Here is a 13,580-nt window from a genome sequence, read left to right as displayed (position 1 = left end):
CTCACTGGGAATGGCCGCCCGCTGCCCGCCGATGGCTCGACCGCTGATTGAGAATTACGACATTGATCGTTGGGTAAGGACGTGCCGGCGTAGTTATCGACAGGGCCACCGTATTGGAGCTGATCGAAGGGGCCTGAACATGCCGGCATTCTGGGTAGGAATCGACTCGGGCAAAAGAGCACATCATTGCGTCGTGATCGATCAGACGGGGACCGTGCTGCTCTCGAAACGGGTCGAGAACGACGAAAACGCACTCCTCGAACTCATAGCCGCGGTCGCGGAGATCGCGGCTGACGGTGAGGCCTGTTGGGCCACTGATCTGAACTCCGGCGGAGCGGCCCTGTTGATCGAGTTGTTGGCCGCGCACGCCCAGCAGTTGCTCTATATCCCCGGGCGGATCGTGCATCACGCCGCAGCGACATATCGCGGGGATGGCAAGACCGACGCGAAAGACGCCAGGATCATCGCGGACCAGGCGCGGATGCGCACCGATCTGCAGCCCGTCCGTGGTGCGGATCAGATCAGCGCTGACCTGCGGCTCCTGAAGGCCCGCCGCACGGATCTGATCTGCGACCGGGTCCGGGCAATCAACAGGCTCCGCGCCACTTTGCTGGAATACTTTCCGGCGCTCGAGCGTGCGTTCGACTACTCCAAGAAAGCACCCCTCATCCTTCTGAGCGGCTACCAAACCCCGAGGGCATCCGGCGGGCAGGGCTGACCCGGCTCGCCAGCTGGCTCAGAAAACGCGGCTGTCGTAACAGTGCCAAGATGGCCGAGAAAGCCCTGCAAGCCGCGAACTCCCAGCACACGGTCCTGCCCACACAGGCCACAGGCTCCGCCTTGGTCGTCCGGTTGGCCGAGCAGATCAGCGCACTCGATGCAGAAATCGCGGGCATCGATGCCCAGATCACTGAGCTGTTTCGGCAGCATGACAGCGCCGATATTCTGCTCACCATGCCCGGGTTCGGCCCTGTGCTCGCAGCAACGTTCCTCGCTAACATCGGCGGCAACCTGGACACGTTCGACTCCGTCGACCGGCTCGCAAGCGTCGCGGGCCTGGCACCGGTCCCACGTGATTCCGGACGCATTAGCGGGAACCTGCACCGGCCACGTCGCTTCAACCGCAGACTCTTGCGAACCTGTTACCTCGCCGCCCTCTCCAGCCTGAAAAACAGCCCCGCCTCGCGAATCTACTACGACCGGAAGCGCGGAGAAGGAAAGTCACATAAACAAGCCCTCATCGCCCTGGCCAGGCGCCGCATCAACGTCCTCTGGGCCATGCTCCGCGACCATACGGCCTACCAGGAACCAATCACAAGAATCAGCGCTCAAGCGGCTTGACAGAAACATTGAGATTCCCAATGCCCGGGAACTAACCTGCCGGCGACTTCTGCAGGCCTGTCCCGAATCATGACCATGTCCGGGAAGCGCCTGGTCCGGTATTCCTTCCGGCGACGGGGGCGGCGTCCGGTCCTTCCGCTGCGCAGAGAGGCTGCGGGATCAAAGGCTAGATCCAGGCTTCCGTTGCTCTTGACGAAGTTCCCGTGCACGATCCCCTCCATCAAATCGTGGGACCAGAAAGGGCAATGGTATTCGCTTCCTCCGAGACAGGAAACATTGTCATTCAGGGAGGACGCTTCAGTCCGTTAGGGGCTGCTAGTTCGTTGCTGACGGACGTCTCGAACCTCGTACAGGCAAACGCGGTTGGCTTCATCTGAATCAAGTCGGACTGACCTCGCGCAGCGAGGCGCCAGCTATCCGCACCGCCAGCTGCCCTGATGAGCTGTCGAGCTAGGGTGGAGATGGCGCTGGGACTACGTCTGGCTTGGAAATCTCGATTGGGTCGGCGCAGAGATACCTTACGCGGCTGCCCTTGAGAATCAGTCCTGCGTCCATACCGGCAGGCATGACTCCTGGGAAAGGAGTACATCCTTCGCTCGGCATACGGGGATTGGGTTGGCGTCCGAGGGAAACCAACGATCACGATTGCTGCGGCACCGACGTCATGCGACGACAACCTCCAGAGAGATGCTCGTGTGCAGCGCCCGGCACAACCGCATGCTCATCTGACCTACACCCCCAACCTGACGTGTAGGCAGTTTGACGAGGGACGACTCAATCAGTGAACATGGCTCCGACCTTGCTCTCGAAGCGCACATCTTGCCGTGTGCCGGTGTCGGCATCAAAGGACACACGGATGGAGTGGGCACCTATCGTCACCCTTGGTCTTGGCACTGTCCGCGTTTTGTGAACACGCCAGGTCATTAGCTGGCGCGGTCGCCAAGTCACTTCGGAGCAGCCTCGTGACGATCTCCCTCCCAAGAGCTAATGCGTCTGATCAGGCATATGTGGGCGACCGGGCCGGTGCTGGGCAGTCGTGGCCATTGTCGCCGCTCACGAAGGTTCCTTGGGATGTGTGTGGGGCGGGCTGACGGGGACGGCCTCCGGGCCGTGAGGACTGGTTTGCTGGGCTTTACGCGGGAGTGAGTGCGAAGTCGTACTGTTCAATGAAGCGGGGCCGTGCGTCCAGGGCCGTGGCTGCGTTGTTCACCCAGGAGGGGTCTCGAAGGAGAGCCCTGCCGAGGAAGATAGCTTCCACGGCTTCGCTGGCTACCAATTCGCGGGCCCACGCCGGATCAGCTACGCGTCCGACGGCAGCGACGGGGACATGTGTCTCGGATTGCACCCGTGCCGCGTTGCTGACTTGGTAGTCCCTGGTATTCGGGATCCTCGCGGGGATCAGGCCACCGGATGAGCAATCCACTAGGTCGATGCCGTGTTCGTGCGCCCACTTGGTCAGTTGTACGGTGTCTTCAACGGACCATCCGGACCGGTGGTCGTTGGGGTCCTCACTGACCCAGTCCGTGGAGGACACCCGCAGGAACACGGGACGGTCTTCGGGCCATTCTTTGCGCACGGCGTCGATGACCTCGAGGACCAGTCGGGCGCGGTTTTCCAAGCTTCCGCCATACTCATCCCCGCGCTGGTTGGAGATGGGCGAGAGGAAGGAGTGCAGCAAATAGCCGTGCGCCGCGTGGACTTCAACGACCTCGAAACCGGCGCGAAGGGCGAGCCTTGCCGAACGCGCAAAGGAGTCAACGACGTCGGAGATCTGCGCCCGGGTGAGCTGTGCAGGCACTGGATTCCCGGGGAATTCCACAGCAGATGGGCCAAGCGGCTGCCAACCCCCTTCGGCCTCGCCAAGAGGTTCCCCACCCAGCCATGGCCTGTCCGTGGAGGCCTTCCGTCCTGCGTGCGCCAGTTGAATTCCGGGTACAGCCCCGCCCTGCCCAATGATGTTGACCAACCGCGCGAAGTCCCCCACCTGTTCCTCGGACCACAGCCCCAGGTCAAACGGGGTAATCCGGCCTTCGGGAACAACACCGGTCGCCTCAATCATGACCAGTCCCACCCCTCCGGCGGCCCGCGAGGCATAGTGGCCCAGATGGAAATCGTGGGGACGGCCGATCCGGTCGCCCTCGGCGTCCGCCGAATAGGTGCACATCGGCGACATCCACGCGCGGTTCGGGATGGTGAGGCCCCGGAACGTAACGGGGTCGAAAATATCAGCCATGCTGGCCTCCTCCAGAGCAGGATCATTGTTCGACAACTAACGTAGTACGATGATTGTCGTATTACCAAGTGCGTAGAACTGGAGCCAAGTCTTGGATAATCGACTCATGCGCACCCTCGAGCACCCGTCAGCCGATCAGATCAGGATCGATGACGTCCTTTCGGCGCTGGCCGATCCCATGCGTCGGCGGATCGTGACCCAACTGGCAAATGGCCATGACGACCAGGCCTGCATCGCCTTCGAGCTGCCCATCAGCAAGTCCACCTCAACGCACCACTTCCGCGTACTGCGCGAAGCTGGCGTCATCGAGCAGCGTTACCAAGGAACGGCCATCATGAACAGGCTGCGCTGCGACACTTTGGATGAGCTGTTTCCAGGGCTCTTGCGAGCCGTCCTCCTTGCCGGGCGCACCGCGCCCACCGCAGTTGACTGAATGTCCTGCGCGCCAGTTAACTGAACCGGATCCGACCGCTGGAAACGCTTCTCGCGGTCGCCCGCATGCATTCTCCCGCCCTGGAAGGCCCCCTCGTGGAGCATGACCAGAGCACGCGCAGCGCGATCGGGACGGGGATGCCCCGTGTGCGCGAGATCGCCCGTGGGCTCGCCCCGACGGCCAGGTGCGCTGATCGTCAACGGTGGCCCACACTGGGTGGGTGCGGATTGGGTATTCTTCAACGGCTTGGAGATAGCGATGACAAGGCCGCCGGCGTTCCGCTGGTTCATCCGTGGTCTGCCACACCCGCCAACACCAGGAGTCCGGGCCAGCCCGGAAATACCACCTGTATCGTCTGGGGCAGCATTCCGCACATCGTCGACCCGAGCATCATCCAGCGGCACATCGGATCCCTTGGTGGAAGGATTTAGCGAATCTGCATGGTAACTGTCGGCCGACCGTTGCAGTGTCCGGCGTCGGCTTTGACGCAACAGGAGCAATCATTTTGGTGACGCGTTCGAACCTGCGCGAGTCCAGATTTCGTCCGCCCTCTCAGCGTGGACGTCATCGGCCGCGCTTTCCGGACGCCTGCCTGCTGATTCGGGCCCATGTGGGGCATGGCCGGTGAATTCGCTCACTTTCGCCCGCTGGAGGGTCTTTCGGTTTTGAAGTTAGCCTCGCCTTGCAAGTACAGTCAAAAGGCAATTAGGAAACACATTTGTGACTTATTAGTGAGTGGGTACTGGCGTGAAAAAGAGGCTGTCGAGCTACATTGGGGCACTGGCTGCAGGGGCGGCCTTGCTGACCGTGACAGCCTGCGGAGGAGGCGCAACTGCGTCCTCGCAGCCGGAAGAGGCCAGCACCATTACCGTCGAGCACGCCCAGGGCTCCACCTCCAACGTTCCCGTGAACCCGGCCAAGGTTGTCACGTTCGATCTCGGTGTCCTGGACACCATGAACGCTCTGGGCGTCGAGCCCACCGGTGTCCCCGAAGCCAGCTACCCGGACGCGCTGAAGAAGTTCTCCGAAGCCAAGTACGCCAAGGTTGGCTCGCTTAAGGAGCCCGACTTTGAAGCCGTCAGCTCGGCAGCCCCGGACCTCATTATCATTTCCGGCCGTACCTCCGGCGCCTATGAGGAACTGAGCAAGATCGCTCCCACCATTGACCTCTCCGTAGATGCCGCCAAGCCCATGGAAAGCTTCAAGGCGCAGGCTGAGAAGCTCGGCAAGATCTTCAACAAGGAAGACGAAGTCGCCTCCAAGCTCGCCGAAGTGGACAAGACCGTCGCCGAGACGAAGGCCAAGGCAGCTGCCGCCGGCAAGGGTTTGATCGTCCTCACCTCCGGCGGCGAAGTCACCGCTTACGGCACCGGTTCCCGATTCGGCATCATCCACGACGTCCTGGGCGTCCCGACGGCGGCCGAGGTCAAGTCCGAGGGCGCCCACGGTGAAGCCGTTTCGTTCGAATACATCAAGGAAACCAACCCGGACATTCTCTATGTCATCAACCGCGACACCGCCATCGGCACCGCAGGCTCCACGGCCAACCTGATCCTGGACAACGAGCTCGTGAAGTCCACCAACGCAGCCAAGAACAACAAGATCGTCAACCTCGATCCCGCTGGCTGGTACATCGTGGGCTATGGCTTGAACAATGTCCAGGCCATGGTCACCGCGGTGGCCGACTCCGTCGCCTGACCCTGACATGACCGCAACAGCCGTGCGCGCCACGGCACCAGCACGCCGCAACCGGACGGGCGAAACCGCCCGCCTGGTTGCGGCTGCTGCCGTTGTGCTGGTGTTCGCCGTTGGCAGTATCTTTGTGGGCGTCAGCGATGTCTCGCTGCCGGCCCTGTGGGCGAACGACGCCGGGACCTGGGAAATCTTCTGGGTCTCGAGGGTGCCGCGCACCTTGGCTGTAGTCCTGGCCGGGATGGCCGTCGCCGTTGCCGGGCTGATCATGCAACTCATGGCCCGGAACCGGTTCGTGGAACCCTCCACCGTGGGGACCGTGGAATCGGCCACGCTCGGGATCCTGGTGGTGACGGTGCTGGCTCCGGAGTCCCCGATCCTCACCAAGATGATCGTGGCTTCTGTATTTGCCGTGCTCGGCACCGCGCTCTTCCTGGCGATCCTCCGCAGGCTCCCGGCCCGCAACACCCTGCTGGTCCCCCTGGTGGGCATCATGCTGGGCGGTGTCATCGGTGCCGTCACCACTTTCTTTGCCTACCGTTTCGACCTTCTACAGACCCTGAGCAACTGGATGATCGGCGACTTCTCCGGCGTGCTGCGAGGCCGGTACGAGCTGCTGTGGATCGTGGCTGTCCTTGTTTTGGTGGGCCTCTTTGCCGCGGACCGGTTCACCGTTGCCGGCATGGGGCAGGACTTCACCACCAACCTGGGCCTGAACTATGCACGCACCATGCGGCTCGGCCTGATGATCGTCTCCCTGATCTCGGCTGTTGTTGTCACAACAGTTGGCGCCGTGCCGTTTCTGGGGCTCGTGGTCCCCAACATCGTGTCACTGCTGTTCGGTGACAATCTTCGCCGCGCCGTGCCCTGGACCGCCGTCTTCGGCGCCGCGTTCGTGCTGGTCTGCGACATCATCGGACGGACCATCCGCTTCCCTTACGAGGTGCCGGTGGGCATGGTCATGTCCGTTCTGGGTGCCGTGCTGTTCCTCTTCCTGCTCCTGAGGAAACGCAATGCCTGAAACCCCTGTGTCACCGGCCGTGACGTCGTCCGGCACCCAGACAGCGGACGACGGCGCCAAGCCAGGCCGGCGGTCATGGTCGCCTACACGCTGGCGCGAGGCCATCCGAAGTACCTCGCCGGGACTGGTGATCGGCATCCTGGCGGTGACCGCCGTCGTGCTTGTTACTGTTTTCCTGACCATCGACCTCAAGGGCAGCATCGCCTACATCCTGCCGCGCCGGGCCATCAAGGTCTCCGCGATGCTGCTGGTGGCCGTCGCGGTGGGAGTCTCCACCCTTCTGTTCCAGACCGTAACGGCCAACCGGATCCTGACGCCATCCATCATGGGCTTCGATTCGCTCTACATCCTCGTGCAGACCGCCCTGGCGTTCGTGGCCGGTGCTGCCACGCTGGCCACGGCTCCATCGACGCTCAAATTCGCCCTCGAAATCCTGCTGATGGTGGGTTTCAGCGCTTTCCTGTATCGGTGGATGTTCACCGGAGCTACCCGTTCGCTGCACCTGTTGCTGTTGGTGGGGATCGTGCTCGGCACGCTGTTCCGCGGGGTTTCCTCGCTCCTGCAGCGGCTCATGGAACCCAGCGAATTCATCATCCTCCAGGACCTGTTCTTCGCAAGCTTCAACAACGTCGACCCGGGGCTCCTGGGTGTTTCCGCCGTGTTCGTGGCTGCCGTGTGCCTTGCTGTGTGGCGGATGAGGCACACCCTGGACGTGCTGGCGCTCGGCCGTGAGGTAGCTATCAACGTCGGTGTGGACCACAAGCGAGTGGTGATGCGCATGCTGCTGGCATGCTCGTTGCTGGTGGCCATTTCCACAGCGCTGGTGGGTCCGGTGACGTTCTTCGGGCTCCTGGTGGTCAGTCTCGGCTACCAGCTCTGCCGCGGATTCCGGCACGCGCGGCTGCTGCCGATCGTGGTGCTCATCGGTGCGATTGCCTTGGTGGGTGGCCAGTTACTGCTGGAACGGGTGTTCGGTTTCGCCACCGCGCTGAGCGTCATCATCGAGTTCACCGGCGGCCTTCTCTTCCTCTACCTCTTGCTGAAAGGTTCGCTGAAATGACCGGGGTCCGTCCATGATCGCCGTCCGGAACGTCACCAAGCGCTACGGCCGCTCCACCGTGCTGGACGAGGTCAGGTGCGATATTCCCCGCGGCGGCATCACGTCCATCATCGGCCCCAACGGTGCGGGCAAATCCACGCTGCTGGCGATGATCAGCCGACTGCAGCCCATGGATGGCGGGGGCGTGTCGGTGGCGGGCCTGGACGTCACGGCGACGCCCAGCAAGGACCTGGCCAAGACCATGGCCATCCTGCGGCAGGAAAACCACCTGACCATGCGGCTCACGGTCCGCGACCTGGTGGCGTTTGGGCGTTTCCCGCACAGCGGCGGCCGGCCGACGGTGGAGGACCTTGTACATGTGGACCAGGCCATCGGGCGGCTGGACCTTGCCTCCATGGCGGACAAGTTTGTGGATGAGCTGTCCGGCGGGCAGCGCCAGCGGGCCTACATCGCGATGGTCCTGGCGCAGGACACCGAATACCTGCTGCTCGATGAACCCCTCAACAACCTGGACATGAAGCACTCCGTGGAGATGATGCGCCTGCTGCGGCGTCTGGCCGACGAGCTTGGCAAGACCATCGTCCTGGTGGTCCACGACATCAACTTCGCTTCCTGCTACTCGGATACCATCCTGGCCATGAAGGACGGAAAGGTCATTCACCAGGGCACACCAGCGGAGATCATGAGCGCCGGAATGCTGCACGACGTTTACGGCATCGACATCCGCATCGAGGAAATCGACGGCAACCGCATCGGCGTCTACTTCACCTAAAAAGGAGCCTTCGGCTGGTACGAGTTCACCTGCTGGCATGGCGTCCCCATCCACCAGCGCCTTGACAGAACCAGAACCCTGCCCTTCACTCCGAGGCACATAGGTACCCGTTCCCGACCCGTGCAGACTTTTTCGTCAGGTGTTCTCGGTGGGTGGCGGAGACCAACCACGCGAGGGGCGGCTCTCCGAGGAAACCAACGTGTTCCGTTTTGAGCCCTTACCGCTGGGGTTGCCCGTGTGCAGCGGCTGCCTGAACGCCAGATCGGGCAGCGCGAAGGACCAGCCGAGCGCGTTCGACCCGCTGCCCGAATATATGCTTCCTGCCCAACAGAAAGGGACATATTCTTCACGTTGAACGTGTGAACCGGTTCCTGCGTGGTGGACCGGCTGAATGGATGGACTGTGAGGGTCTGCGCCTGGGACATGGGCCGGCCGCCCAAACCGCAAGTACGTTTAGACGATTTCTCCGGAGGGCGACTTCAGCCGAGTCGATGCGTTGACGGCCAGACGAACTTTCTCTGATTCGCCGTGGGGGACAAACTCAACGAACTGGTTGGACTCACCGGAAGCCGCCGCATCGATGCGTTTCTGGATGTACGGCACTTCATAACTGGGGACCGGGTAGGTCCTGTCGTTGTCGATCAGGGTCCACGTCTGCACGGTCATCGATTAAGGCTACGTCGCGCCGAACGGGCCTGCAACCGGATGCCCTGCGCGCTTTGGTGCCGGGCATTGCCCGCCGAGCAGTGGGACCTTCAGCGGCCCTAACCGGAACTCTCCGCACGCCCATGAGACCATCCCGACGTGCGCGACAGTCCTCCACCGATCGATACACGTTGACAGGGTTCCCCAAACCACCTCGCATTCTCTGGCTTCTTCGTTGAATCCCGCCCAGTTCTGATTGCGAGAGCACAATTTGTGTCTGATCACCGGCGCCCTGCCCATCGTTTCCTTCAGTCAACAGCGGTAAAGATCGTTGGCTGCAAAGAACAGCTATCTCTCCACCCGGTAAAGGCTCACAACCAAGCGTGCAGGGCTTCCACTCGCAACAAATGTCCCCTCGCCTTCAACGGATCTGAAAGCTAGAAGTACACCCCAACCTGACGTCAAGCACCAAGCCTTGAAGCCGTCAGGCTAGGGTGCCGAAGCGACTTTCTGGGCAGCACTTGGTGGGAGTCTTAGAGTTCAACCTGACACTCCTCGCCCACGAGTCGGCGCAGCAGTTCCTCAGCAACGGCTTCAATCTGCGACTGTCGCGAACGGGCCGCTCGGCTGCCAACACCTAACCCCCGCCAACAGCCCGCCGGTACCCACTCGGCGTGAATCCCAGATACTTCCGGAAGTCATTCGTGAGATGGGCATGGTCGGCGTAGCCAAGCTCAGCAGCGATCGCCGCCAGATCCGCTGAAGCGTCCAACCGTGCCCGCTCAGCCGCGTCCTGCAAACGACGTCGCCGGATCAGCGCCGCCGGGCTAAGTCCGATGTACTTCCGCGCCACCCGCTGCAACGTCCGTGGCGAAACGGCCAGCTCCGCAGCTGCATCCTCCAAACGGAGAACAGACGGGTCGGAAGCCAAGAGATCCATCATCCGGTTGGCGAGCAGCGCCTCCTCGGACACCCCGGCCCCGGCAAACAAGGCCAACCAGTGAGCAAACGCGTCCACCGCGCGCTCCCGGCGAGCGCCGCCGTCGTCCGCGTCCAAAGGCGAAGGCGACATCGCCGCCGTGACAGTAAGGTGAAGTTCGACGGCGGCAAAGGCCACTTCCGCGTCGCGGACTCCACGGGGGTCGTCCGTGAAAAGCGGGACGGCAGCGGGCCGCAGCAGCGCGCCTACCGCCCATCCACGCCCGGAGAGGTCTTGGTGTCCCACCCGCGTGGTCGGGCCAGCGAAATCCACGCGCTCAAGTCCCACCACAAGGTTGCAGGCAGGGTAGGCGATCACGTGCTGCCGTGAAGTACGGCCGGGCTCGATGTCCCACTCCGGAATCCAGAACCACTGGACCAGGTGCTCCACCGCGGAAGGTGCGGGGAGCCGGTGGAACGTGGGCAAGCGGGCGGGATACAGGACTCCTTTGAATGAATGATCCATACCCACCCTCGAACAAGAGTTGTCGCAAATCTCCAAGCGATGCCAACGCGCCAAGGCGTAGCGTCAAGACATGACCGATACTACAAGCACCGAATCAACCACGGCCGCCCACGGGGAGCACACCGTCCACGGAGTTCCCAAGGGCCTCACCAGCCTCACCCCGTTCCTCGCAGTCAGGAACGCAAAGGCGGCCATCGACTTCTATAAAGACGTGTTCGGCGCGCGCGTCGTGGGCACCACGGAGATGGGTGGCGTGGTGGTCCATGCCGAACTCGACTTCGGCAACGGCCACCTGCAGCTCGGGGAGCCGAGCCCCGATTACCACCTTGTCCCCGCGCCGGAAGGCGAGGACGACTGCTATTCCATGGGCCTCTATTGCGCGGACGCTGACGGCTTGGTCCAGCGCGCGGAGCAAGCCGGCGCCACGGTGCGCGAACCGCTCAGCACGTTCGTTTCAGGCGACCGCTACGCCAGCATCCGCGATCCGTTCGGCGTGCGCTGGTCCATCATGACGCGCGTCGAGGACTTGTCCGAAGAGGAAAGCAACCGCCGCGTCGAGGAATGGGCCGCGAAACAAGGCTAAACAACAAGACCAAAAAAGGGCCCGGTACTGCCGAACGCAGTACCGGGCCCTCCGCGCAAGCAACTAGGAAACGCACAAACAGAACGGATGCCCGGCAGGGTCCAGGAACACCCGGAACGTCTTGCCCGGCTGGTGGTCGTGCTTCGTGGCGCCGATGGCCAGGACGGCCTTCTCGGCCTCATCCAGGTCCTCCACGATCACGTCGAAGTGCATTTGCTGCGGAATTGTCTGCCCGGGCCACACGGGCGCTTGGTAAACGTCCACTTGCTGGAAGGAGATGCAGTTGCTGCCATCGGCGGGGCGTACATCCGCCCAGTCGCCGTCGTCGCGGGTGACCTCCCAGCCGAGAAGTTCTCCGTAGAAGGCCGCCAGGGCGCGGGCATCCGGACAGTCGATAACGACGCTGGGGTACTTCGCAATGGCCATTCGCTACACCTCGTCTGCAGTTTTCTTCATGCGGGCCAGGGCGCTCTTCGTGCCGCGCTGGGTCAGGACGTGCACCACGGCACCAACCGCGGCAGAGACTACGGCGAACACCAGCACGCCGGGCAAGGAATCATCCAAGTCGGTGCCGTCTTTCGGAGCGGGCTTTCCTGTCTTCTTTTCCCAGAGCCCCTCAAGGGTCTTGTTTGCCAGCGCGCCGGCTCCGAGGCTCACGGCCAGGCCGAACAGTTTCACCAGTAAGTTCACGGTTGCCCCCCCTTTCACATCGATGACCATCACTGCCAACAACAAGGCAGGGCCGCTGCAACCAGCGGCCCTGCCCGATTCCTAGTCCTTCTTGAAGGCGTCCTTCACCTTCTCGCCGGCGTTCTTGAGGTCGGCCTTGGACTGCTCGCCCTTGCCTTCGGCTTCGAGGCGCTCGTTGCCGGTCAGCTTTCCAGCCGCTTCCTTGGCCTTGCCTGCAATCTTTTCGCCGGCATTCTGTGCCTTGTCATCTGCACCCATGTTGCACCTCTTTCGTTGTGAACCTGTATCTCTACAACATCACTAATCAGGATACTTATCAATATTTTGGGCGAAAACGATTGGACTCAGAGCTCCCCGAAGCCCTCCTCCACCAGCCTGCCCACGTAATCCACGGCCTTCTGCGCATCCGCGCCATGGGCCTCCACGTGCAGGTTCGTTCCCTGGCCAGCGGCGAGCGCCATCAGTTCCATCATGGACGCCCCGTCGACGCCGTTGATGGTCACCTCGGCGTCCAGGCCAGAGAGGCCACCGGCAATCCTGGCTGCCGGCCGGGCATGGATGCCCATGGGGTTGATGAGCTCGAATTCGGCCGTGGCATCCGGCTCACCCCGCACCGCGGGACCGGCATCCGGCGCCACACCTCCCGCGGCTTCCGCGGCTTGGCGTACGTCCCCGACGGCGGCACCTCCTTGGGCGGCGACGGCCGCGGCCACCAACCCCTCCACCAAGGGCGCATCGGCCAGCTGGACAGCGTCGGGATCACTGGCGAACTCCACGGCGGATTCCGCCGTCATCACGGCCGAGCCCAGGTCCGTCAGCACCACCACCCCGTCACCACCAGCGTCCGCAAGGGACTGCTCGACGGCGGCCAGCACCTTTTCGAGGCTGGTGCCGATCCGCCCGTCGTCGGTTCCCCCGGCGGCGACGAGTCCGACGTCGGGCGCCATCTGGGCGGCGAGTTCCACGGCCCCTTCAGCGATCTTGCTGCTGTGCGAGACCACCACGATCCCAACCGTCATGCGGCGGTGCCCCCGGAAGCAGCGGCCGCAGCCGCAGCAGCCCGAAGGAGCAGTGCCGTGGACTGCGCGCCGGGATCGCGGTGGCCGGCACTCCGTTCGCCCAGGTAACTGGCCCGGCCCTTGCGGGCAACAAGGGGTTCGGTGGCAACGGCTCCGGACTCAGCGGCTTCCGCGGCGGCCTCCAAGGCTGCGAGCGCGTCGCCGCCGTCGTCGGCCACCTTTAGTGCCGCCTCCACCGCAGGGGTCCACGCATCAATCATGGTCTTGTCCCCGGGTTCGGCTTTACCGCGGGCCACAACGCCATCGCGCGCCGCAACCAGGGCGGACAGCACGGCTGCGGCATCGAGGTCCGTGGCATCACCCAGGGCAGTTGCCGCCCGGAGGTACGCCGTCCCATAGAGGGGCCCCGCCGCTCCGCCAACCTTGGACATGAGCGCCATGGCGGCGGCCTTCAGTGCCGCGCCGGGTGTTTCCGGTGGCGATTCGTCGAGCTTCTGGAGTACGGCCTGGAAGCCACGGTCCATGTTCTCGCCGTGATCGGAATCGCCGATTGCGCGGTCCAGTTCGATGAGTTCAGTGCGGTGTTCTGCCATGGCCTCTGCCGAGAGTTTCAGCCAGCCCACGGCCCAGTCAACGCCCAATCCCAT

15 protein-coding genes and 2 pseudogenes are annotated in these 13,580 nt (G+C 63.1%); 8 read left to right on the top strand and 9 right to left on the bottom strand.

Translation table 11 applies throughout. The annotated features are described in order from the left end of the window. Positions 1 to 139: 139 nt before the first annotated feature. Positions 140 to 1,341 (top strand): annotated as a pseudogene (locus tag ACIQT2_RS11860) (IS110 family transposase). A 14-nt stretch (positions 1,342 to 1,355) separates the two neighbouring features. Here the strand turns inward: ACIQT2_RS11860 and ACIQT2_RS11855 are convergent. Next, positions 1,356 to 1,487 (bottom strand): annotated as a pseudogene (locus tag ACIQT2_RS11855) (IS30 family transposase); the annotation flags it as partial. A 57-nt stretch (positions 1,488 to 1,544) separates the two neighbouring features. On the opposite strand from ACIQT2_RS11855, the gene ACIQT2_RS11850 reads away from it, so the two are divergent. Continuing rightward, positions 1,545 to 1,718: a hypothetical protein gene (locus tag ACIQT2_RS11850; RefSeq protein WP_402946538.1), complete on the top strand. Its 174-nt coding sequence runs from the start codon at positions 1,545 to 1,547 to the stop codon at positions 1,716 to 1,718. 755 nt (positions 1,719 to 2,473) lie between these two features. Here the strand turns inward: ACIQT2_RS11850 and ACIQT2_RS11845 are convergent. Continuing rightward, complete coding sequence (locus ACIQT2_RS11845) at positions 2,474 to 3,574, bottom strand: NADH:flavin oxidoreductase/NADH oxidase (protein WP_402946536.1); 1,101 nt, start codon at positions 3,572 to 3,574, stop codon at positions 2,474 to 2,476. Positions 3,575 to 3,680: 106 nt separating this feature from the next. On the opposite strand from ACIQT2_RS11845, the gene ACIQT2_RS11840 reads away from it, so the two are divergent. The 5 genes from ACIQT2_RS11840 (at position 3,681) to ACIQT2_RS11820 (ending at position 8,552) form a co-directional block, all read left to right on the top strand. Then, positions 3,681 to 4,007: an ArsR/SmtB family transcription factor gene (locus tag ACIQT2_RS11840; RefSeq protein ID WP_402946534.1), complete on the top strand. Its 327-nt coding sequence runs from the start codon at positions 3,681 to 3,683 to the stop codon at positions 4,005 to 4,007. Positions 4,008 to 4,754: 747 nt separating this feature from the next. After that, entirely contained in the window at positions 4,755 to 5,705 is a 951-nt protein-coding gene (locus ACIQT2_RS11835) for a siderophore ABC transporter substrate-binding protein (protein ID WP_402946532.1), read from the top strand. Positions 5,706 to 5,712: 7 nt separating this feature from the next. Continuing rightward, positions 5,713 to 6,720 (top strand): ABC transporter permease, encoded by a 1,008-nt coding sequence (locus ACIQT2_RS11830; RefSeq protein WP_402946530.1) that lies wholly within the window; start codon positions 5,713 to 5,715, stop codon positions 6,718 to 6,720. Then, the gene (locus ACIQT2_RS11825; RefSeq protein WP_402946528.1) at positions 6,713 to 7,780 is read left to right on the top strand and encodes an iron chelate uptake ABC transporter family permease subunit; all 1,068 of its coding nucleotides are present in this window, start codon (positions 6,713 to 6,715) and stop codon (positions 7,778 to 7,780) included. Before ACIQT2_RS11830 ends, ACIQT2_RS11825 begins: the two co-directional genes overlap by 8 nt. Positions 7,781 to 7,793: 13 nt before the next feature. After that, positions 7,794 to 8,552, top strand: a complete 759-nt coding sequence (locus ACIQT2_RS11820; protein WP_402946526.1) for an ABC transporter ATP-binding protein — start codon at positions 7,794 to 7,796, stop codon at positions 8,550 to 8,552. A 453-nt stretch (positions 8,553 to 9,005) separates the two neighbouring features. Here the strand turns inward: ACIQT2_RS11820 and ACIQT2_RS11815 are convergent, their stop codons facing one another. Both ACIQT2_RS11815 and ACIQT2_RS11810 read right to left on the bottom strand, forming a co-directional pair. Continuing rightward, the gene (locus ACIQT2_RS11815; protein ID WP_402946524.1) at positions 9,006 to 9,218 is read right to left on the bottom strand and encodes a hypothetical protein; all 213 of its coding nucleotides are present in this window, start codon (positions 9,216 to 9,218) and stop codon (positions 9,006 to 9,008) included. A 616-nt stretch (positions 9,219 to 9,834) separates the two neighbouring features. Continuing rightward, positions 9,835 to 10,641 (bottom strand): helix-turn-helix domain-containing protein, encoded by an 807-nt coding sequence (locus ACIQT2_RS11810; protein WP_402946522.1) that lies wholly within the window; start codon positions 10,639 to 10,641, stop codon positions 9,835 to 9,837. A 70-nt stretch (positions 10,642 to 10,711) separates the two neighbouring features. Here ACIQT2_RS11810 and ACIQT2_RS11805 point away from each other — a divergent pair, with 70 nt between their 5' ends. Next, positions 10,712 to 11,224 carry a VOC family protein gene (locus ACIQT2_RS11805; RefSeq protein WP_402946520.1) on the top strand — a complete coding sequence of 171 codons (513 nt, stop codon included), beginning with the start codon at positions 10,712 to 10,714 and terminating at the stop codon, positions 11,222 to 11,224. Positions 11,225 to 11,287: 63 nt separating this feature from the next. Here ACIQT2_RS11805 and ACIQT2_RS11800 read toward each other — a convergent pair whose 3' ends face one another. The 5 genes from ACIQT2_RS11800 to dhaL form a co-directional block, all read right to left on the bottom strand. Next, entirely contained in the window at positions 11,288 to 11,650 is a 363-nt protein-coding gene (locus ACIQT2_RS11800; protein ID WP_402946518.1) for a VOC family protein, read from the bottom strand. Positions 11,651 to 11,653: 3 nt separating this feature from the next. Continuing rightward, positions 11,654 to 11,914: a DUF4235 domain-containing protein gene (locus ACIQT2_RS11795; protein ID WP_397325461.1), complete on the bottom strand. Its 261-nt coding sequence runs from the start codon at positions 11,912 to 11,914 to the stop codon at positions 11,654 to 11,656. A gap of 81 nt (positions 11,915 to 11,995) precedes the next feature. Further along, the gene (locus ACIQT2_RS11790; RefSeq protein ID WP_402946516.1) at positions 11,996 to 12,172 is read right to left on the bottom strand and encodes a CsbD family protein; all 177 of its coding nucleotides are present in this window, start codon (positions 12,170 to 12,172) and stop codon (positions 11,996 to 11,998) included. 86 nt (positions 12,173 to 12,258) lie between these two features. After that, positions 12,259 to 12,933: a dihydroxyacetone kinase phosphoryl donor subunit DhaM gene (dhaM, locus tag ACIQT2_RS11785; RefSeq protein ID WP_402946514.1), complete on the bottom strand. Its 675-nt coding sequence runs from the start codon at positions 12,931 to 12,933 to the stop codon at positions 12,259 to 12,261. Continuing rightward, positions 12,930 to 13,580, bottom strand: coding sequence for a dihydroxyacetone kinase subunit DhaL (dhaL, locus tag ACIQT2_RS11780; RefSeq protein WP_402946512.1), 651 nt, complete (start codon positions 13,578 to 13,580; stop codon positions 12,930 to 12,932). Before dhaL ends, dhaM begins: the two co-directional genes overlap by 4 nt.

It is taken from the genome of Paenarthrobacter sp. NPDC090522 (assembly GCF_044769225.1).
GTDB lineage: Bacteria > Actinomycetota > Actinomycetes > Actinomycetales > Micrococcaceae > Arthrobacter.
Note: the sequence above shows the minus strand (reverse complement) of the source record. Positions and strands in the feature narration are given on the sequence as shown.